Source organism: Puia sp. (assembly GCF_036500295.1).
GTDB lineage: Bacteria > Bacteroidota > Bacteroidia > Chitinophagales > Chitinophagaceae > Puia.
In genome coordinates, this window is record NZ_DASYCH010000034.1 from 1 (window position 1) to 21163 (window position 21163).

14 protein-coding genes and 1 pseudogene are annotated in these 21163 nt (G+C 55.0%); 11 read left to right on the forward strand and 4 right to left on the reverse strand.

The window, feature by feature from the left end; genetic code table 11:
• Positions 1 to 338 (reverse strand): hypothetical protein (locus tag VGM48_RS06870; protein WP_331577397.1); only part of this gene is annotated, 338 nt, incomplete at its 3' end.
• A 133-nt stretch (positions 339 to 471) separates the two neighbouring features.
• Here VGM48_RS06870 and VGM48_RS06875 point away from each other — a divergent pair.
• The 7 genes from VGM48_RS06875 (at position 472) to VGM48_RS06905 (ending at position 9919) form a co-directional block, all read left to right on the forward strand.
• A complete protein-coding gene (locus VGM48_RS06875) occupies positions 472 to 3000 on the forward strand; it encodes a zinc-dependent metalloprotease (protein ID WP_331577399.1) in 2529 nt (842 codons plus the stop codon).
• A 59-nt stretch (positions 3001 to 3059) separates the two neighbouring features.
• A complete protein-coding gene (locus tag VGM48_RS06880) occupies positions 3060 to 4190 on the forward strand; it encodes a lactonase family protein (protein ID WP_331577401.1) in 1131 nt (376 codons plus the stop codon).
• Between the two features lie 46 nt (positions 4191 to 4236).
• A complete protein-coding gene (locus VGM48_RS06885; protein ID WP_331577403.1) occupies positions 4237 to 5019 on the forward strand; it encodes a ChbG/HpnK family deacetylase in 783 nt (260 codons plus the stop codon).
• Positions 5019 to 6218, forward strand: a complete 1200-nt coding sequence (locus VGM48_RS06890) for a glycosyltransferase family 4 protein (protein WP_331577405.1) — start codon at positions 5019 to 5021, stop codon at positions 6216 to 6218. The genes VGM48_RS06885 and VGM48_RS06890 overlap by 1 nt, the downstream gene beginning before the upstream one ends.
• Positions 6219 to 6295: 77 nt before the next feature.
• Positions 6296 to 8041: a sensor histidine kinase gene (locus VGM48_RS06895; protein WP_331577407.1), complete on the forward strand. Its 1746-nt coding sequence runs from the start codon at positions 6296 to 6298 to the stop codon at positions 8039 to 8041.
• Positions 8042 to 8056: 15 nt separating this feature from the next.
• Positions 8057 to 8485: a response regulator gene (locus VGM48_RS06900; RefSeq protein WP_331577408.1), complete on the forward strand. Its 429-nt coding sequence runs from the start codon at positions 8057 to 8059 to the stop codon at positions 8483 to 8485.
• A complete protein-coding gene (locus tag VGM48_RS06905; RefSeq protein WP_331577410.1) occupies positions 8486 to 9919 on the forward strand; it encodes a PAS domain S-box protein in 1434 nt (477 codons plus the stop codon). It abuts the gene before it with no gap.
• On the opposite strand, the gene VGM48_RS06910 is transcribed toward VGM48_RS06905, so the two are convergent.
• Positions 9912 to 10751, reverse strand: a complete 840-nt coding sequence (locus VGM48_RS06910; protein WP_331577413.1) for an SGNH/GDSL hydrolase family protein — start codon at positions 10749 to 10751, stop codon at positions 9912 to 9914. The two genes, VGM48_RS06905 and VGM48_RS06910, sit on opposite strands and share 8 nt — an antisense overlap.
• 172 nt (positions 10752 to 10923) lie before the next feature.
• Here VGM48_RS06910 and ppsA point away from each other — a divergent pair, with 172 nt between their 5' ends.
• Both ppsA and VGM48_RS06920 read left to right on the forward strand, forming a co-directional pair.
• Entirely contained in the window at positions 10924 to 13359 is a 2436-nt protein-coding gene (gene ppsA, locus VGM48_RS06915; protein WP_331577415.1) for a phosphoenolpyruvate synthase, read from the forward strand.
• 21 nt (positions 13360 to 13380) lie between these two features.
• Positions 13381 to 15840 (forward strand): FtsX-like permease family protein, encoded by a 2460-nt coding sequence (locus VGM48_RS06920; protein WP_331577416.1) that lies wholly within the window; start codon positions 13381 to 13383, stop codon positions 15838 to 15840.
• A gap of 4 nt (positions 15841 to 15844) precedes the next feature.
• Here the strand turns inward: VGM48_RS06920 and VGM48_RS06925 are convergent, their stop codons facing one another.
• Both VGM48_RS06925 and VGM48_RS06930 read right to left on the reverse strand, forming a co-directional pair.
• Positions 15845 to 18244, reverse strand: coding sequence for an ABC transporter permease (locus VGM48_RS06925; RefSeq protein ID WP_331577418.1), 2400 nt, complete (start codon positions 18242 to 18244; stop codon positions 15845 to 15847).
• Between the two features lie 121 nt (positions 18245 to 18365).
• Positions 18366 to 19679 (reverse strand): UDP-N-acetylmuramoyl-tripeptide--D-alanyl-D-alanine ligase, encoded by a 1314-nt coding sequence (locus VGM48_RS06930; RefSeq protein WP_331577420.1) that lies wholly within the window; start codon positions 19677 to 19679, stop codon positions 18366 to 18368.
• Between the two features lie 71 nt (positions 19680 to 19750).
• On the opposite strand from VGM48_RS06930, the gene VGM48_RS06935 reads away from it, so the two are divergent.
• Together VGM48_RS06935 and VGM48_RS06940 are read left to right on the forward strand one after the other, a co-directional pair.
• Complete coding sequence (locus VGM48_RS06935) at positions 19751 to 20305, forward strand: transposase (protein WP_331577422.1); 555 nt, start codon at positions 19751 to 19753, stop codon at positions 20303 to 20305.
• Positions 20272 to 21123: pseudogene (locus VGM48_RS06940) on the forward strand (IS3 family transposase); the annotation flags it as partial. The gene VGM48_RS06935 and the pseudogene VGM48_RS06940, both read left to right, overlap by 34 nt.
• Between the last annotated feature and the right edge of the window lie 40 nt (positions 21124 to 21163).

Consider the following 21163-nt stretch of genomic DNA (forward strand, 5'->3'; position numbering starts at 1 on the left):
ACTGCTTTATACGTATATACATAATATCCGCTCTGAGGATACTGATGCTGCTCAACAAGTGTAACATCAACAAGCGTCGCATTCGTACTCAAACTGGCGCCGACGGTCGTGCCCCTGGAAGTCACAGTATCCAGTAATACCTTCCCCCCGGTCTCACTAATAATCAACTCACAATTCTTCACCGCCGTATCCGCCGGCATCGCCAGGGATATCTTCATCGTCCCCGTCGTATTAGTGGGCGGCGGCGTATTGCCGCTGGAAGAATTGGAACTATCCTTATGACAGGAATAAAACACAATCGAAGCTGTCAGGGTAAAGACTAAAGCAAACGGTTTCATCGGTGATGTTTAGAGGTTCGACAGGCAAGATAAGCTAAACTCCAGAAAATGTATAGCCAAAACAAATTTGGCGCCAAGGGGACGTTTGCGTTAACTTGTCACTAGTAAAAAACACATATCAACACTACTGCATATGACGAAAAACCTCCTACTGCTGACGGCCATCGCAGCCGTCTCAACCCTCCCAACTCTGGCCCAACGCCCCACCACCACCACCACCACGGCCACCACCATCTCGGCCGCCACCCAGAACATGAAAAAGTACGAAGGCTTCTATAACTTCTACTACGACGAAAAAACCGGCAAACTCCTCATCGAGATCGATCGCTTCGACCAGGAGTTCCTGTACTTCTGTTCCCTGCCCGAAGGCATCGGCAACGGCGGCGCCGAACGCGGCCAGGCATCCGCGGTAATCGCCAAATTCATCAAGGTAGGCCCCAAGGTCTTCCTCCTCCAACCCAACTATGCACAGCGCGCAGTCAACGGCAACACCGACATGCAAAAGGACGTGGCCGACGGGTTCTCTCAGTCCATCCTCTTCGGGTTTTCCCCCGTCGCGGTCGAAGGCGACAAGGTGCTCATCGACGGAACCCCGCTGATCGTCCGCGATGCCTTGCACATCGGCGAGAACATCGGGTCGGGTCGCGGCAACCCCGGGAGCGCTTTCTCGGCGGCCGCCAACGGACCCGGCAGAGCAGGAGCCGCAGCAGGCGGCGGCTACCGCCTCGACGAGACCCGCAGCGCGGTATATATGAACAACACAAAAAACTTCCCAAAGAATACCGAGTTCGAAGCGCTCATCACCTTCGCGGGCGGCAGCGGCGGCGGTGGCGGATTCCGCCGGGGTGGGGGCGTAGCGCCTGACCCGACTTCAGTGACCGTGAGAGTTCATCAGGCCTTTGTTCAACTGCCCGACAGCAACTATAAACCCCGGATATTCGATCCGCGCAGCGGCTTCTTCGAATTTACCTATGCCGATTTCTCCGCACCCATGAGCCAACCGCTGGTCAAACGGTTCATCAGCCGCCACCGGCTTGTCAAGAAAGATCCCAGCGCAGCCGTAAGCGAACCCGTAGAGCCGATCGTCTACTATATCGACCGCGGCGCCCCACCCATCATCCTCAAAGCGCTGATCGAAGGCGCCTCCTGGTGGAACCAGGCCTTCGAAGCCGCCGGATTTAAGAATGCTTTCCAGGTGAAACAACTGCCGGAAGGTGCCGATCCCATGGACATCCGCTATAACATGGTCAACTGGCTCACCCGCACCGGCAGCCCGCAACGGGCCTTTTCCTATGGCTCTTCCTATGTCGATCCACGCACCGGCGAGATCATCAAAGGCGTCGTGACCCTGGGTTCCGATCGTCACCGCCAGGACTATCTCATCGCCGAGGGATTGCTGCAACCTTATGAAGATGGAAAGCCGGTAAGCAACAAAATGGAGGAACTCGCGCTGGCCCGCATCCGTCAACTGTCCGCTCACGAGATCGGCCACACCCTTGGCCTGTCCCATAATTTCATCGCCAGCATAAAAGACCGGGCTTCCGTGATGGACTATCCCTTCCCCCGCTTTACCCTGAAACCGGACGGTACCCTCGATCTCTCCGACGCCTACGCCAAAGGCATCGGCGGCTGGGACAAACGCGCGATCATGTATGGCTACTCCGACTTCACAAAAGGCACGGATGAAGATGCCGCCCTCAACAAGATCATTACCGAGACCATAAAGGAAGGATATAAATACATCCCCGATATCGGCGGCATGACACATCCCCAGTCCAACCAATGGGATGACGGGGTGAACGCCATCGACCAGCTCGACAAGCTGATGGCCGTCCGGCGACATCTGCTGGATCGGTTCAGTGAGAAAGCGATCCCCCAGGGTGCTCCCATGGCAACCCTGGAGGAAGTGCTGGTCCCCATCTATCTGCTGCATCGCTACCAGGTGGAAGCCGCGGCAAAATCCCTTGGCGGACTCTATTTCACCCATGCCGTAAAAAACGACGGCCAGGAACCCACAAAGATGGTGGACCCCGCCGAACAATGGCGGGCCTTCGACGCATTGATGAATACGATCACGCCCGATGCGCTGGCATTGCCCGATGCGCTGATCCAAAAGATCCCGCCGCGCCCCTCGGGCTATCCTTCGACGGTAGAGAATTTCGGGGGCCATACCGGCCCCACCTTCGACCCGATCGCCGCCGCGGAAGCAGCCGCCAATACCACCCTCTCCTACCTGTTGGATAACGAGCGGGCAGCACGGCTCATCGAATACCAGGCCCGCGACGAACGCCAGCCCGGCCTGATCCCCGTACTGAACAAACTCCTCGACAAGACCTGGAAGACCCCGCTGAAACCGGGTTATAAGGGCGAGCTCCAGGTGCTGGTGGACAACCTGACCCTCAAACATCTGCTTGCCCTGGCCGCCGATCCGAAGAATGCAGAGAACGTTCGCGGCGAGGCCCTGCTGGCGATCACCGATCTCGCGACCTGGATGGGTCTCCAGGTAGTCAGCGGCGAACCCCGCTGGAAGGCGGCCCTGTATTTTGGCCTGTCACAGATCAATGAGTTCACAAAGAATCCCGACAAGTTCATCCCGCAGCCGGCCATGGAGATGCCACCCGGCGCACCCATCGGGATGCCGGACGACGAATTTGAATTTTAATGGAAAAATGACCGGGCCGGTGAGAGACTGGCCCGGTTTTTTCAGTAAATACCCGATCTATGCGTTTGCTGATCCTGATCCCATCTTTATTCTTCTTCTCATTTATCAACGCCCAGTCGTACGTCCTCTTCGTGGGGACTTACACCAATAGCGGAAATCTCTCGGGCAATCCGAAGCTGGATAGCACCGGTAGCAAGGGTATCTATATGTTCCGGTTTGACGCTGCTACCGGTAAAGCCACCGCGCTAAGCCATACGGAGGGGGTGTGTAACCCTTCCTTCCTGACGATCGCGCCCGGCGGCCGGCGGCTGTATGCCTGTACGGAATCCCGAATGAAAGAGAAGGGCAGTCTCAGCGTCTTTGACATCGATGCAAAAAAAGGCAGGCTGCACTTTATCGGCAAGGTGTCGAGTTTGGGGGATAACCCCGCCTATGTAGCCGTGAACGCCGCCGGCGATCAGGTGGCCGTGGCCAACTATAGCGGCGGATCCTACACCTTGTACCCGGTCGGTGCGGATGGCCTCCCCGGAAAGGCACAGTTTCATATCCAGCATCTTGGCAAAGGCGCCAATCCCGCCCGGCAGGAAGCGCCCCACGTACATTCCGCCGTGTATAGCCCGGACGGCCACCATCTGTACATACAGGATCTGGGACTTGACCGGATTGCGGTAGTATCGCCGGCGACCGGTGACGAACAGTTGTGGGTCTATACGCCACCAGGCAGCGGCCCCCGGCATCTCACCTTCCATCCCAACGGCAGATATGCCTATCTGATTGAAGAAATGGGCGGATACGTGGATGCTTACCGGTACACGGCGGCAACCGGCAGGCTCGACTCCCTGCAGCGCATTGCGGCGCATCCCGATACGGCAACGGGCCCCTTTCGGAGCAGCGATATTCACGTTTCCCCGGATGGCCGGTTTCTTTACGCAAGCAACCGGGCCGAGACCACGATTGCCATCTTTTCCATCGATGAGTCGACAGGCCGGCTCCGACCCATGGGCTATGTTCCTACGATGGGCATAGAACCCCGCAATTTCACGCTCGATCCCAGCGGCAAATGGTTGCTGGTGGCGAATCAGGAAACTGACTCGATCGTGATTTTCCAGGTCGATACCGCCACCGGGATGATCCGGGACACCGGCAGGAGAATAAAAGTTCCCAAACCCAGCTGCCTGAAAATGGAATAAGGCGAAAGATATAAGGGTTTATCGTTATTTTTGGTTGAACGATATTATGGCTCTATCCAGACTGATCGTGAATGCCGATGATTTTGGCATCAGCAATACGGTTAACCGGGCCATCCTTGAGAGTATCGAGAGCGGTCTGGTAACAAGTACCTCGATGATGGCAAATATGCCCGGATTCGAGGACGCGGTTATGCTTGTCGGTGAACATCCGCTTTTAAACGGAAGAATCGGCGTACATCTCAACCTGACGGAAGGCCATCCTCTATCCCGCCCCATCCTGGACTGCCCGTTTTTTTGCAACGACAACGGACACTTTATATATGACCGCAAACGATCCCTGTTCAGCCTGAACCGCCACGAAAAGCACGCAATCTATATTGAAATGAAGATGCAGCTCGAAAAAGTACTGGCCGCGGGAATAAAACCCACCCACCTGGATTCGCATCATCACCTGCATACCGAATGGGCGATTGCCCCACTCGTTTGCCGGCTGGGCCGCGAATATCGGATCACCCGGATCAGGCTGACCCGGAACATGGGAGAGCCCCCCGGCCTTGCCAGACGGATCTATAAAGCGGTATTCAACAGGTGGCGGCTGGGTCGCGGGCCCGATTTTCGCAATATGGATTACTTTGGCGATATCGAGGATATGAAGATATTCTCCCGTCGCGGCAGCCTGGATGGAAAGAAAGTGGAGATCATGGTTCATCCCCTGTTTAATGAAGAGGGCGAACTGGTCGACCTCGATCGCCAAAACCTCTATCGACGGCTGTGGAGTATCCTGGAAAAACAACCGGCCCTGTGTATTTCACCCACTGATCCTCTGTAATGAAAAAACTGGCAATAGTCACCACCCACCCGATTCAATACCATGTTCCCTGGCTGGTTCGCCTGGCAGAGAAGAAGATTGCCATAAAGGTCTTTTACACCTACGAACAATCGCGCAACGGCACGATATTCGATCCGGGCTTCGGCAGAAATATCCAATGGGATATTCCCCTGCTCGACGGCTATGAATACGAATTTGTACACAATACGGCCCGCCACCCCGGCCTGGAGAATTTCCGGGGCATCGTTAACCCTACACTTATTGACAAGATCGAGGCTTGGCAGCCTGACGGTTTGCTGGTCATCGGCTGGAACTACGACAGCCACCTGAAATGCCTGCGGCATTTCCACGGGCGCCTTCCCGTGTATTTCCGCGGGGACTCCGTCCTGCTGCACGAAAGAAAAGGGCTATACAAACTGGCCCGGCGGATATTCCTGACCTGGGTCTATCATCATGTAGACTATGCCCTATACGTAGGCACCAATAATAAATCCTATTTTCTTCGCCATGGATTGAAAGGCTCCCAGCTGATCTTTTCCCCGCAGGCGATCGATATCGGCCGTTTTGCCCAGGCCGGCAACGGTAATGTCCAATTGGCTCAGCGCTGGAAGAAAGAGCTGGGTATCCCCGCGGGACATCTGACCGTCCTCTTCGCCGGGAAGCTGACCAGGGTGAAAAACCCCGGTTTTGTACTGGACCTGGCGAATGTTTGCAAAGACCTGCCGGTGAGCTTTGTACTGGTTGGCGACGGCTATCTGAAACCCGAACTGCAGCAACGCGCTCAGGGCAAAACCAACGTTTTTTTCATGGGTTTCCAGAACCAGAGTGTCATGCCCGCGGTATACCGGACGGGGGATATCTATCTCATGCCCTCACTGAGCGAAACCTGGGGAATGGGCATCAACGAAGCCATGGCCTGCGGCGTCCCCGTCATGGCATCCGGCCAGGTGGGCTGCGCCACCGACCTGGTGCTCGAAAATAAGACCGGGATGACCTTCCGGCTTGGCGACGTGGAGAAATGCCGGAAATTCCTTGAAACGATTTGCCAGGACCGGACCCGGCTCACGGAGATGGGCGCCTGCGCTTCCACCCTCATTCAATTCTTCTCTTTTTCGCATATTGTCGACAGTGTGGTCCGGGCCATGACCGAAACGTTATGGGAACCCGCCCGCAGGAAATGGATGAATGCGGCTTTATGAGCACCCCCGCGGAGTGCTGAATTTTTTGTAAATTACGTAGGATCATTTCGTGATCCGCAAGCCACCGCTTACCAAACATGAAGACATTCTTTGGCAACAGACTGCTCAATGCCATTACCATTGCGGTGGTGACAGTGTTGATCATCGTAGTTCTATCCATCTGGCAATACCAGCGGATACGGGATACGGGGGTTGTCATCCGTCACACCAGCAACGTCCTCGCCCAATCCCAGGAAGTACAACGGATGACGTCCCAGTTCGAGGTGAATGTGAAGAATTTCCTGTTGACCGGCGACAGTAGCTTCCTGGATACCGCTGGCCGCATCGCGGCACCCCTGCCGGCGGCGATCGACAGCCTCCGGCTCCTGGTCACCGACGACCCCGGTCAGCGGGGCCGGATCGACTCCCTCCAATTCTATGTCAGCAGCAACCGGGACGTGCTTGAAAGGGCCATGCGGCTCAGCAAGGGCGGCGAGTTCGGTGGCGCCGCGGCGCTGATCAATGCCGAAGCACGGACAGGCTACTCCCATCATATCCAGTCGACGATCGAGCAACTGGAGACCGGACAGCGCCGGATTCTCGACATCCGCCGCGGCGCCAACCAGCAAAAAGCAACCCAGCTGCAGTGGGCACTTTGGTGTCTCATCGGCGCCGTTGTCGTCCTTGCCCTCTTCATTTTTCGGAAGATCCGGATCGATCTGGCCCATGAGCGATCGGGCCGTCTATCCTCCGAGGATAAATATAAAATGCTTTTTGACAAGAGCCCCCTGCCCAAATGGATCTATGACGAGGCCACGATGCGGTTCCTGGAAGTGAATGGGACGGCCATGCGGGAATATGGGTATACCCGGGAAGAGTTTCTGGGGATGACCATCGCGGATATCCGCCCGCGGGAAGACATCGACCGGCTGGTGAAGGACGTGGAAAGCATTCGCGACAATCCCCTGGCCTACCGGAACAGCCAATGGCGGCATATAAAAAAGAATGGCGAAGTGATCGATGTGGATGTCACGGCTCACGCCATCGACTTCGACGGCCGCCAGGCGAGGATGGTGGTCGTAAACGATATCACCGACCGCCGGCGGTATGAAGAACAGCTGAGAAGGCTGAATACCGACCTGGCCAAACGGGCCGCCGAACTCTCCTCCTCCAACTCCGAGCTCGAACGCTTCGCCTATATCGCCTCCCATGACCTGCAGGAACCGCTTCGCATGGTGAGCAGCTTTCTGCAACTCCTGCAAAGGAAATACAACGGACAGCTCGACGCAAAAGCCGACCAGTATATCCACTATGCGGTCGACGGCGCGGAAAGAATGAAGGCCCTGATCATGGATCTGCTGGAGTACTCCCGCGTGGGCACAGGCAAGGAGAATTTTGTGCCGGTCGATACCTCCGTCGTGATGCAGGAGGTGGGCGACATCTTCCGGGAGAAGATCATCTCCGCAAGGGCAAAGGTGGAAATAGGTGATCTGCCCGTCGTGGTCGGCGACAAGGTGCAACTGACCCAGCTGTTTCAGAACCTGCTGAGCAATGCCTTGAAATACCACTCGGAAACACCCCCCGTGATCCGCATCGGGTCGAAGGACGAGGGGGCCTGCTGGCGGTTTTCAGTCGAAGACAACGGCATCGGGATCGACCCGCAGTTCTTCGACAAGATCTTTATCATTTTCCAACGGCTGCATAACAAAACGGATTACTCGGGAACAGGCATCGGCCTCGCCATCTGCAAGAAGATCGTGGAGCGGCACGGCGGACGCATCTGGGTCGAATCGTCACCGCAGCACGGAAGCGCATTTCATTTTACTATTCATAAAAAAGGGTAACCTTATCACAAACTTATGCAACAGATTCATATTTTACTGGTGGATGACAACGAAGGCGATATCCTGCTGACAAGAGAGGCCCTTGATGATGCACGGATCATCAATAAGATATCCATCGCCTATGACGGAGTGGAGGCCCTCCGCTTTCTCCGCAAGCAGATCCTGGATGCGAACATGCCCGACCTTATCCTGCTGGACATCAATTTGCCGAAGATGGACGGCACGGAGCTGCTGGGCATCATCAAGACCGATCCCGATCTCAAACGGATCCCCGTGATCATGCTGACCACCTCTTCGGCCGAAAAAGATATCCTTGCATCTTATAACAACTATGCCAATTGTTATATTACAAAGCCGGTCGATCTCGATCGGTTCATGGACGTCGTCCGGACAATAGAGGATTTCTGGATCAGCATTGTAAAGCTTCCAAAAACCGTACAATAAATGGACGGCGACAAACAACCGATACATATCCTCGTGGTCGAGGACAACCCGGGCGATCTGTTCCTCTTCAGGGAATTCCTGCACGGCACCGATCTGTCTGTCGCGGAGATCCGGCATGCCGCCAACCTCACCGAGGCAAAGCAGTTGCTCGCCATCCATCATATCGACCTCCTGTTCCTCGACCTTTCCCTGCCGGATAGTTTCGGGCTTGAATCCTACACCCAACTGCAACCCTTTACCCAGCGCGTGGCAGTGATCCTGCTCACGGGGCTCAACGACACGAAGATCGCCATGCAGGCCCTGGTCATGGGAGCCCAGGACTACCTGGTAAAAGGCGACTTCGATGAAAAGCTCCTGGCCCGCGCCATCCGGTACAGCCTCGAACGCCTTCGCAACCTGCAATATCTCCGCGAAAGCGAAGAACGGTATCGCGAACTGTTTAACAACAACCCCATGCCGATGTGGGTCTTTGACGCAAAGACCTTCCGCTTTCTGGAAGCAAACGCCGCCGCCGTCCAGCACTATGGATATACTCAGGACGAGTTCCTGAACAAGACCCTCGCCGATATCCGGCTCGACGGCAACCGCGAAGAATTGCTCGCCGAAGTGGAAACCATCCGCTTTAGCCGGGACGGCATCAAAAAAGGGATCCTGCAGCATGTCAAAAAAAGCGGCGAGCTCATCTTTGTCGATATCGCCTGGCATAGCATCAGCTATAAGAACCAGCCGGCCGTACTCGTGCTTGCAAACGATGTGACGGAACGGATCAAACTGGAAAATGAATTGAACGAACAACGCGTAACCCGTCAGCGGCAGATCACGGAGGCGGTGATCGTCGCCCAGGAGAAAGAACGGACGGAAATAGGTAAAGAACTGCACGATAATGTCAACCAGATCCTAGGTGCGAGCAACCTGTACATCAATACCGCGATGACCGATGAAGAGTTGCGGCAGGAACTGCTCGAAAGGAGTACCGAACTGGTGAGCAAAGCGATCAACGAGATCCGCAAGATCTCCAAATCCCTGATCACCCCGGGCCTCCGGGAGATCGGGCTGATCGAATCGATAGAAGACGTCATCGACGACATGAAACTGGCCAGGGCCGATCTGGCCATCGAACTCGATCTGCAGAATATCTCCGAAGAACAGATCGAAGACAGACGGAAGCTTACCGTCTTCCGCATCGTCCAGGAACAGTTGAACAACATCGTAAAGCATTCCCGCGCCACCCGCGTACTCATCCGGCTTTCCATGGAAGGCCTAAACATCGTGGTGACCGTAGCGGATAACGGCGTCGGGTTTGATGTCAGCCGTCACCGCAAGGGGGTGGGGATCACTAATATCATCAGCCGGACCGAACTGTTCAACGGCAAGGTCGATATCCAGTCCCAGCCCGGGGAAGGATGTACCTTATCCGTCAGCCTGCCTACCTGACCTTCTTCAGCGCCTTTATCAGCTTCTCCGCAATTACCTCGCAACCCGCATTCGACGGATGTAAGCCATCAAAGGTCATATCGATCGCCTCCGCCGGATAAGGATATTCATCGGCAGCCGGGTTAAAGGGAACGCCGATATAGCTCGGGTAGGAAAAATTCCGGTAAGCACCGGCCGCCGCGGCATCCTTCAGCCGTTTGAAATGCACCAGGTGCGGAACCGCCAGCTTTCTCACATGGTAAAGGTCGACGGTCACGAAACCCTCATGCCGCCCGATGTCGCCGATAGCCTCCGCCACCTGCTCCAACGTCTGCCCATCCTTCTCCTTATAAGAGCCATAAGCATTGTTGGTGGGATTGTTGATATAGACAAAATCGGCGCGTGGCATCGGCGTCATAAGAATGACGGGTGCGGTCTTGCTGCGGCTGCGGATCTTATCGATCAGGACACGCATGCATCCATAGACAGTGCTGTCACCCGTAGCGTTTTGATAATCGGCCCAGGTGCCGATGCGATGGCCATGCCACCAGTCATTGGTCCCCAGAAATATCGTATACACATCACCGGCAGGAATTTCGATCTTGTCGATCGACCGCGCAAAATTCTGCGTCGTCCAGCCGTTACGCCCGATGTTGAGATAATGGACATAGTCCAGTTTTTCGACGACATCCGTCAGATAGCCCTTTGTGAGCCGGTTTCCCGTCTCGTTGGGGTGGTCGTTCAGATAAGTGATGCTGTCGCCGATGGCGACCCAGGTGATGGGACGATGAGTAAACGAAGCGCAAAAACTAAGGCCGGCCAGGATGACCAGGATGCAAAAACGATTTTTCATACCTGAAGATAGGAAAATTGTACAAGATCATGTTCGATGGACACAGTGATCATGTCCATAAGACACAGTACTGTAATGGGTTGCATAAAATTTTATCGCCGCGGGGATTTTGATTGGCAGATTATTTGTCTAGTTTTATTCCTCCATTCTTCGTCATCAATCAAATTGCGATATGCCAGTTACAGATTATGTTGTGCCTTTGCGCAGTGTCGGCCTTGCCGATATCGCCATCGCCGGTGGGAAAAATGCTTCACTCGGCGAGATGATCACTCACCTGCATGAGATGGGGATTCGCATCCCCGACGGTTTTGTCATCACCGTGAATGCTTACCGGGAATTTATTGAGGCAGGAAAATTGGAAGCGGGCATCAGATCTCTGCTCGGGGAGATCGATTTTGACAACATCGAGTCTTTGCGGCGCGCCGGCCTGCGCATCCGGCAGCTGATCCGTAACAGCAAATTCCCACCCGCACTCAGCGCCTCGATCATCGAAGCCTATTATACGTTGTCAGGCCAGTACGACCAGTCGGAGACCGATGTCGCCGTTCGATCTTCCGCAACGGCGGAAGACCTGCCCGATGCGTCTTTCGCCGGTCAGCAGGAAACCTATCTCAACGTTCGTGGTCCTGCCGCCCTGATGGATTCTGTCCGCAACTGCTTCGCCTCCCTGTTCACGGACCGGGCGATCAGCTACCGCGAAAATTTCCGCTTCGATCACTTCGATATCGGTCTCTCGGTCTGTATCCAGAAAATGGTGCGCAGCGATCTGGGTACCTCGGGTGTGGCTTTCTCCCTCGACACCGAAACGGGCTTTAAAGATGTGGTCGTCATAAACGGCTCCTATGGATTGGGGGAGATGGTGGTACAGGGCGCCGTTTCACCGGACGAATTTATCGTGTTCAAACCGACGCTAAAGACCGGATTCGCATCGATCATCGAAAAGCGGCTGGGCATCAAGGATAAACTGATGGTCTACGGCGATGACCCTGACGAACGCGTAAAGATCATCCCCGCCGACCGGCTGCAACAACAGCGGTTCTGCCTCGAAGAACCCCAGATCCTCCGCCTCGCAACCTGGGTCTGTCAAATCGAAGATTATTATTCGACCCTGAAAGGCCATTGGTGCCCCATGGACGTGGAATGGGCGGTGGATGGACTCACCGGCGAACTGTTCATCGTTCAGGCCAGACCGGAGACGATCCATTCCCGCAAACAGCCGGGGAAGATGACGGACTATATACTCAGCGATAAACTCCGGCCGGCCGAACCCCTGCTGAAGGGGATCGCCGTAGGCAGCAAGATCGGCGCCGGAAAAGTAAAGATCATGCATTCGCTGGACCGGCGGCTGGAAGCCGGCATGGAATTCCAGACCGGTGATGTGCTCGTCACGGATATGACGGACCCCGACTGGGAACCGATCATGAAAAAGGCAGCGGCCATTATAACCAACAAAGGCGGCCGGACCTGCCACGCGGCGATCGTCGCCCGCGAGCTGGGTGTACCCGCCATCGTCGGCTGTGGCAATGCGACCCAACTGCTGGCCGACGGCCAGCTGATCACCGCCTCCTGCGCGGAAGGGGACGAAGGCTTCGTCTATGAAGGGGAGCTGGAATATACCGTGGTGGAAACCGATTTGACCAGCCTGCCTCACATCGACACCCCGCTGATGCTCAACGTCGGGACGCCGGCAACGGCTTTCAACTACGCACACCTGCCGCATTCAGGAGTAGGCCTGGCCCGCGAAGAGTTTATCATCAATAACTATATCGGCGTACACCCACTCGCCTTGCTGAAACACCGGGAGTTGAAGGATAAAGAGCTGACCGAGGCGATCCGCCGGAAAATGACGGGTTTCGAAAAGGAAGAAGAATACTTTATCAGTAAGCTATCCTATGGCATCGGCCGGATCGCCGCAGCCTTCTATCCGCAAAAAGTGATCGTCCGCTTCTCGGATTTCAAAAGCAACGAATATTTTCATTTACTCGGCGGCAAATATTTCGAACCGCAGGAAGAAAACCCGATGATCGGCTGGCGGGGTGCCGCCCGGTATTACTCACCGGAATATAAAGAAGCCTTCGGCCTCGAATGCCGGGCCATCCGCAAAGTTCGGGAAGAGATGGGTCTGGACAACGTCGTGGTGATGATCCCCTTCTGCCGTACCGTGGGCGAACTCCAAAAGGTCCAGGCGGTGATGGCCGAATTCGGCCTTGCACGGGGGACAGCCGGCCTGGAACTATTCCTGATGGCCGAGATCCCCTCCAATGTCCTGCTCGCAAAGGAATTTGCAAAACATATCGACGGCTTCTCCATTGGTTCCAACGATCTTACCCAGCTGACCCTGGGACTCGACCGGGATTCAGCGCTCGTGGCGCATATCTATGACGAACGGAATGAGGCCGTCCGGGCCCTCCTGCGAATGCTCATCCGCACCGCAAAGGAATGCGGGGTAAAAGTCGGCATCTGCGGTCAGGGCCCCTCCGACTTCCCGGATTTTGCACAATTTCTGGTGGAGGAAGGGATCGACAGCATCTCGGTGACCCCGGACTCGATGATCCGGACCATCCGGGCAATTGCCGAAGTAGAAGGTATGGAATTTAGCCGAAAATGAATCATCGGTTAAATTCCTAAAATGTTAAAACACCTCCTTCAGACGGCCTGGCGGAATGTCCGCCATCACAAAGGGTACGCGGCCATCAACATCCTGGGCCTGTCTATCGGGCTTTGCGCCTGCATCGTCATCTACCTGATCGCGCGCTACGATCTCGGCTTCGACCGGTTTCATCCCGGTGCAGACCGGATCTACCGCATCGTCGGGGACTTCAAGGGAATGCGCGGCGGGACGATGTTTCTCAACTGCCCGATCCCCGAAGTGGCCGGCGTCGAACACGATATCCCGGGATTCGAGGCACAGGTGGGGTTTCATACGTTTGCATTTTCCATCACGGTGCCTGCACAGGGCGGCAGGGCGGCTGAACAGTTCAGCGGCCGGCAGGACGGCAGTTTCGCCCTGTCGACGATATTGACCGGCCCCGCCTTCTTCGATCTGTTTCCGCACCAATGGCTGGTGGGCCGCCCCGCCGTGCTGAACGATGCCGATAAAGTGGTACTGGCGGAGAGCGCAGCGCGCAAGTTCTTCGGCTCCGTCCCCCTGGAGAAAATGCTCGGCAGGATGCTGATCTATGAGGACAGCCTCCCGGTAACCGTGGCGGGAATCGTCAAAGACTGGGATAACCAATCCGACCTCAACTATACCTCATTCATCTCCATCCGGACAGCTCCGACCACCTGGGTCCGGGCCCAATTCCCCACCGAAGACTGGAAAAGCCTGCAGCCGCACCAGTCACAGGCCTTTGTCCGGCTCGCAAAAGGCGTGGATCCCGCCACGGTGAATGCCCGGCTGGCCGATTACGCCCGGAAGACAAAGATCATATCCTTCCCCGGCGCAACTCACTTAAGACTCTATCTCCAACCATTGCTAAGCATGCATTACACCAGCGATTTCCACCCCGGGGACACGGGCGATGATTTTCGCCGGGCCTACCTCCCCCTGTTATACGCGCTGATGGGCATCGCTGCTTTTATCCTGTTGTTGGCCGTCATCAATTTTATCAATCTCTCCACGGCCCAATCACTCCGGCGGATGAAAGAAGTGGGGGTCCGCAAGGTAATGGGCAGCAGCCGAAAGGGATTGGTGGCTCAGTTCCTTACCGAGACCCTGCTGGTGACTTCTTTTGCCGTGCTTCTTTCGGCGCTCCTGGTGCGGCCGGCCCTGTGGTTATTCAGCGCATATATTCCCGCGGGCGTGCGGTTCCCCTTCGATTGGGGCACGCTGCTTTTCTTCCTGGCGATGATCCTCATCACCACCCTGACCGCCGGTCTGTATCCTGCCCGGTTGCTTTCCTCCTATCTCCCCGCGCTAAGCCTCAAAGGTTCGCTGGACAAGATCGGTGCAGGCGGCGCGGGGCTGCGGAAGGCCCTCATTGTTTTTCAGTTTACCATTTCCCTGCTGTTTATTATCGGTTCGCTCGTGATCGGGCGGCAGGTGCGTTTTATGCAAGCGGCGGATAAGGGCTTTAACAGCGATGCGATCCTTACGCTCAACTACTGGCGGCCGAAGCCCGGACAGATGCAACTGCTGGCTCAGGGAGTGAGCCGGATCGCCGGAGTAAAGGAGGTCGTCCTCCAGGGCAACCCGCCCATGGGTAGGGCGCATGCGGCGATCAACCTGTCATTCAAGGCGAAAGACCCGCAAGCCCAGGCAATCATGGTCCAGCATGCCGGTCCCGGTTTCATCTCCTTATATGGAATGAAGCTGTTGGCGGGCCGTAACATCTCCGGCAACGACAGCGCCCGCGAATTCGTGATCAATGAAACCTATGCAAAGACCCTCGGATTCGCCGAACCCTCGAAAGCGGTAGGGATATTGTTATACCGCGATTCGCTCGCCTATCCGGTCGTGGGAGTGATCGCCGACTTCCACCAGGAATCCTTCCACGAAACGATAAAGCCATTGGTCATCTGGAATTTCCCGCGCGCCGAACGCGGCCTCGGCGTGAAGCTGGCGACGGAAGGCAGAAGCGGCAAAGAGGCGAAGACGATCATCGCCGGCATCGAATCCGTCTGGAAGGGCATCTTTCCCAAAACGCCCTTCACCTATAGTTTCCTCAATGAGTCGATGACCCGGCTCTACGATCAGGAGACGAGTACAGCCTTCCTGATGGAGGCCGCGACAACGATCACGATCCTCATCTCCTGTCTGGGGCTTTTTGGACTGGCGTTGTTTACCGCCCGCCGCCGCCGGAAAGAGATCGGCATCCGCAAGGTGCTCGGCGCCACGGCGAGCCATATCGCGTTCCTGCTGAGCCGGGATTTTGTATTGCTGGTGGTGATGGCGCTGCTGATCGCTGCCCCCATCGCCTGGTATTTCGCGGATGCCTGGCTGCGCGACTTCGCCTATCGGACGTCGATGAATGGGTGGGTGCTGGTGGAAGCCGGCCTCGCCGCCGTCGGCCTCGCACTGCTGACGGTAGGATTCCAGGCGTTACGCGCGGCCCGGACAAATCCCGTAGAAACACTGCGCAGTGAATGATCGGTTATTCGGCCCGCAGGCTTTTTACCGGATCGGCAACCGCCGCCTTGACGGCATGGAACCCAACGGTGAGAAAAGTGATCAGTACGGCCGCGCCGGCAGACAGCGGGAAGACCCACCAGGCGATATCGGTGCGATACGCGAATCCCTGCAACCAGCTATGCATGGCGAACCAGGCAATGGGCGAGGCGATCAGCAATGCGATAAATACAAGCCGTAAAAATTCCATGGATAACAGCCCAACAATGGTGGCAACGGAGGCGCCCATCACTTTGCGGATGCCGATCTCCTTGGTGCGTTGGATCGTACTATAAGCGGCAAGACCCAATAAGCCGAGACTGGAGATGAAAATAGCCAGCAGCCCGAAATACATGAACACCCGCTGGAACCGGTCCTCCGAAGAATAAAGTTTCGCGAAGTCCCGGTCGACAAAGGAATAGTCAAAGGGACGGTTGGGAACCAGTTGTTGCCATTTCTTTTCCAACGCGGCGAGGGTGCCGGGGATATGGTTCCCGGCGATGCCTACCGAAATGATGCTGTAGAATCCCGGGTTCATAACGCGGAAGCCCAGGGGCTGGATCGTTTCCTGCAGCGATCGATAGTGGAAGTCTTTGGCGATGCCGACGATGGTGCCGTCGACACCCCATATATTGTATTTCTTTCCCAGGGCCGCTGTTGGATGGACATAACCCAGGCTCCGCGCCGCGGCCTCATTGATGATGATCGCCTTTGTGGAATCGGTGGGGTATGCACGGGAGAACGCCCGGCCGGCAGCGAGGTTGATCTTATACTTGGGAAAATAATCGAAGTCGACGACATAAAAATTGAGGTTGATACCCTGCAGCTTGCCGGCTGGGTTGGCGACCTGGAAGTACCAGTTATTCGGCGCCGTACCCGGCTCATTGCTCGAAAAGGTCACCCCATTGACATTGGGAATGGCGGCGAGCTCCTGCCGCAGCCGCTCCTGGTTGGCCTGTACCACACTATCGCCATAGAAATTAATGGCCACCGTCTGGTCTTTGTTGAATCCGAGGTCCTGGCTTTGCATGTACCGCAACTGGTTGTAGACGACAAGGGTGCCGATGATCAGCGCGGTAGATATCGTGAATTGGAAGACCACAAGCACCCTGCGCATCGCGAACCCGTTCTTTGTCGATACGAACCTGCCTTTCAGCACGGCGATGGGGTTAAAGCCCGACATGATCAGGGCCGGATAGGCGCCGGCAATGACGCCGATGCCGAGCGCGATGCCAAGCAGCTCCAGCAGGTAATCCCCATGACTGTTATTGAGGGGGATATTCTTGTCCAGCAATTGGGTAAACACCGGATGCAGGATATTGCAAAGTCCTACCGCCAGGCCAAAGGCGATCACGCAAAGCAGGATCGATTCGCCCAGAAACTGTATCGTGAGTTGGGCCCGCACGGCGCCGATGGCTTTCCGGATACCCACCTCCCGGGCGCGTTCGGCCGCGCGGGCCGTCGTCAGGTTGACAAAATTGATACAGGCGATCAGCAGAATAAACGCCGCGACGATGGAGAAGATATTGACGTTGGCCTTGCTCCCGGTAGGATCGCCAATGCCATAGTTGTTGAGTTGAGGGCCGAGGTGCACCGCGGTAAGCGGTTGAAGGAAGAGAGTGTAAGACATCCCGATGGATTTGGTAATGTCTTCCGCCTGCTTGTTGACAAAAGGCTTCAGTTCGGCTTGCAGCCTTGCCGCATTCGTACCCGGTTTGAGGAGCAAATAGGTAAACCAGTTGAAGTTGCCCCAACTCCTGCCGTAATTTTTATCGAGACTGGTAAAAGAGGAAAGCGCAAGGATGATATCCCCGCGGAATTGTGCGTTTTGCGGGATGTTGCGGATCACCCCGGTGATCCGGACCCGGTACTTTCCGTCGAATAGTAACGCCTGACCCACAGGGTCGGCCGACCCGAAATATTTCTTCGCGCCGTCCTCGCTGAGCACGGCATCGAAAGGATGTTGCAAAGCAGTAGCCGCGTTGCCATTGACAAAGGGGAGGCTGAAGACCTCGAAAAGCGTGGAATCGGCAGCGATGATATTGTTCTCCTGGAAACGCTTCTCCCCATTTTGAACCAGGAACCCCGCGAAGCAGACCCGCACCTGCTGCTCCACTTCGGGAAAATTGGCCTTAATGGACGGTCCATGCGCGCCCGCAGTCACCCCGGTGTGGATCACTTCCGTTTCGGTCTTCGTATCGCAGTTGATGCGATAGATGCGGTCTGCCTTGGTGTTGAAAGCATCATAACTGCTTTCAAAGCTGACATACCGGGATATCAGCAGGAAGGAGGCCATGCCGACGGCGAGGCCCAGGAGGTTGATCCCGGAAAAGACCCGATGACGCCAGAGATTGCGGAAGGCGACGCGGAGATAGTTGCGGAACATACTGCAGTAGTTTGGTGTTTTGCCACCAAGACAATGCCAGGATGGCTCTGCGCTGATAATTAAATAAATAGGGCCAAGAGAGACCTGCCGATCGTCCGATTTCGATGCAGCAGCTGTTCGGTTATTCCAGCACCGCTTCCATCTTGCTGCTTCTCGATCCCTTAATAAGCAACCAGGAGTTTTTGATCCCCGCCTGGCGATACCATTCCGCGGCCTCCGCGCTGTTGACAAAACTGCGATAGGGATGCTCCACTTTCAGGAAATCCCCGCCGACGAGGACCACCTGCGCCCATTGATATTGGGCGATCAGCTCCACGATACCCTTGTGCTCGTTCACACTTTCAGGACCCAGTTCCGCCATCGCGCCGAGGATGAGCATTTTGTCGCCCCCATTCGTCTGCAGCCGCGCAAAATTTTCGATCGCCGCCCGCATCGAAGAAGGATTCGCATTATAGGCATCGAGGATGATATGATTGCCGTCGCGTTCGATCAGCTGACTGCGGCTGTTTGAAGGCGTGTATTGCGTGATGGCCTTATGGATCCGCGCATCGGTGACGCCAAAATGTTTGCCGACCGTGACAGCGACGAGGACATTGGGCAGGTTATAGTCGCCGACCAGCTGCGTAGCGAGGGTGCCCGTATTCGCCCCGCGCGTGATCTCCACGTGCAGGAAACTGTCGTTGGCGGGCGCCACCTTCCCCACAACATCCGCCTCCACCGTCCCATAGGTGATGATATGCGGGATGCCCCGGCTCATCTGCCGGAGATCGTCACTGTCGCGGAAGACAAATGCCGAACCGCCCTCATCCCGCAGATAGTCATATAGTTCCCCCTTGCCTTTTCTTACCCCTTCGGGACCGCCAAAACCTTCCAGATGGGCACGGCCAATATTCGTGATAATGCCATGCGTCGGTAAGCTGTACAGGCAATAGCCTTCTATTTCCTTCTGGTGGTTGGCGCCCATCTCGATGACGGCGAACTCCGCATCGCGCTGTACCGAGAGGATCGTCAGCGGGATGCCGATATGATTGTTGAGGTTTCCTTTTGTCGTATAGGTTTGATAGGTCGAGGAGAGAACGGCATGTACAAGTTCCTTCGTGGTGGTTTTACCGTTGCTGCCCGTGATGGCGATAAAGGGGATATCAAACTGCCGCCGGTGATGAAGGGCAAGTTGCTGAAGGGTGGCAAGCACATCATCCACGAGGATGAGCCGGTCGCTGGGCGTTCCGGCAGGCGGGACCACAGGTTCATCGATGATCGCGTATGCCGCCCCAAGTTCCAGTGCACGCAGGGCAAAGTGATTGCCGTTGAAATTGCCGCCTTTCAAGGCAAAGAAAAGATCGCCTTGTTTCAATTGACGGGTGTCGGTTTGCACCGAGGGGTGGCGCTGGAACAGATCGTATAAAAATTCAATGGTCATTCGCAAACGTACCATAAAATTTGAATAAGAAAAGCCCCCTTTTTGATATGCCCCCAAAATGTTAGACACATTTTAGGGGCATTTTTATGGATAAAAGAGTCAAGTACAGTATTAAACAGAAGCGATGGGCCGTTCGATCTATCCTTTCGGGTCAGCTGTCGATAAAAGGAGCAGCGCGGGAGTTAGGCTGTCATAAAAGTGCTGTTCAACGCTGGTTAGTACAATATCAGCAAGGTGGAGTTAAGGGGTTCAAACTTCGGAATGGCAGTTATGATAGTCGGTTTAAACTTCACGTGGTCCGGTATCATATTAAAAAAGGGGTATCTTTAATGCAGACGGCTAGTCATTTTAAAGTTCCCAACGAAGGAGTGGTTAGCAGATGGGTAAAGGCTTATGAATGCTTGGGAGCCATAGGACTAGAGGATAAGCGTCGTGGCAGAAAAAAATCAATCATGGCTAAAAAGCCCAGAAAGAAAGTGGACACTCCGACCGATCCTGTAGCCCAAAAGCTGGCAGGGATGCAGCAGGAGTTAGACTATCTGCGAGCAGAGAATGCCTTTTTAAAAAAAATGGAAGTCTTAGTTCAGCAAGCAGCAGCAGCCAAAGCGCAAGCCAGGCGGCCAAAGTCATCCGGGAACTAAGACGCTATCACGCCCAGGATCTACTCCTAAAGGCGTCAGGAATGGCCAGAAGCACATTTTACTATTATCTTAAAAAGTTGGATCAACCAGCGAAAGACAGTACGGTCAAAGCTGAAATTGTGAGGATATACCACCAGCATAAAGGTCGGTACGGGTATCGTCGTATAACCGCCTCTTTAAAGAACAATGGAGTTAAGATCAATCATAAAAAAGTGGAAAGACTCATGAAGGAAGCAGGTATCAAGAGCCTGGTAAGAATAAAAAAATATCAATCCTATAAAGGACAGCAGGGAAAAATCGCCCGTAATTTGTTAAAGCGAGACTTTAAAGCCAGAAAACCTTACCAAAAATGGGTAACGGATGTAACGGAGTTTGCGATAGCAGGTAAAAAGCTCTATTTTTCACCTATTCTGGACTTGTATAATAGCGAAGTGGTGAGCTTTACTATCTCCGATCGTCCTACCTTAGACCCAGCCATGGACATGCTGAAAAAGGCATTGAAGAAGCTACCGGCAGGCGCCAGGCCGATATTACACTCTGATCAGGGTTGGCAATACCAGATGAAAGCCTATCAACAGCAGCTTCGTAAAAACAAGATCAGACAAAGTATGTCCAGAAAAGGTAACTGCCTGGACAATGCGGTAATAGAGAACTTTTTTGGCATCTTGAAATCAGAGCTGTTCTACATCCAGCAGTTCAGTTCCTATGAATCACTAAAGCAAGCGATTATTGACTATGTTCGCTATTACAATCATGACAGGATCAAACTAAAACTAAAAGGCTTGAGCCCGGTGCAATACCGAACCCAAGCCGCTTAACTTAATTTTTAAACCCGTCTAAACTTTGGGGGTCAGTTCA

Coding starts and splice junctions, on each gene's coding strand:
- VGM48_RS06875 (WP_331577399.1), top strand. CDS start 472: ATGACGAAAAACCTCCTACTGCTGACGGCCATCGCAGCCGTCTCAACC.
- VGM48_RS06880 (WP_331577401.1), top strand. CDS start 3,060: ATGCGTTTGCTGATCCTGATCCCATCTTTATTCTTCTTCTCATTTATC.
- VGM48_RS06885 (WP_331577403.1), top strand. CDS start 4,237: ATGGCTCTATCCAGACTGATCGTGAATGCCGATGATTTTGGCATCAGC.
- VGM48_RS06890 (WP_331577405.1), top strand. CDS start 5,019: ATGAAAAAACTGGCAATAGTCACCACCCACCCGATTCAATACCATGTT.
- VGM48_RS06895 (WP_331577407.1), top strand. CDS start 6,296: ATGAAGACATTCTTTGGCAACAGACTGCTCAATGCCATTACCATTGCG.
- VGM48_RS06900 (WP_331577408.1), top strand. CDS start 8,057: ATGCAACAGATTCATATTTTACTGGTGGATGACAACGAAGGCGATATC.
- VGM48_RS06905 (WP_331577410.1), top strand. CDS start 8,486: ATGGACGGCGACAAACAACCGATACATATCCTCGTGGTCGAGGACAAC.
- VGM48_RS06910 (WP_331577413.1), bottom strand. CDS start 10,751: ATGAAAAATCGTTTTTGCATCCTGGTCATCCTGGCCGGCCTTAGTTTT.
- ppsA (WP_331577415.1), top strand. CDS start 10,924: ATGCCAGTTACAGATTATGTTGTGCCTTTGCGCAGTGTCGGCCTTGCC.
- VGM48_RS06920 (WP_331577416.1), top strand. CDS start 13,381: ATGTTAAAACACCTCCTTCAGACGGCCTGGCGGAATGTCCGCCATCAC.
- VGM48_RS06925 (WP_331577418.1), bottom strand. CDS start 18,244: ATGTTCCGCAACTATCTCCGCGTCGCCTTCCGCAATCTCTGGCGTCAT.
- VGM48_RS06930 (WP_331577420.1), bottom strand. CDS start 19,679: ATGGTACGTTTGCGAATGACCATTGAATTTTTATACGATCTGTTCCAG.
- VGM48_RS06935 (WP_331577422.1), top strand. CDS start 19,751: ATGGATAAAAGAGTCAAGTACAGTATTAAACAGAAGCGATGGGCCGTT.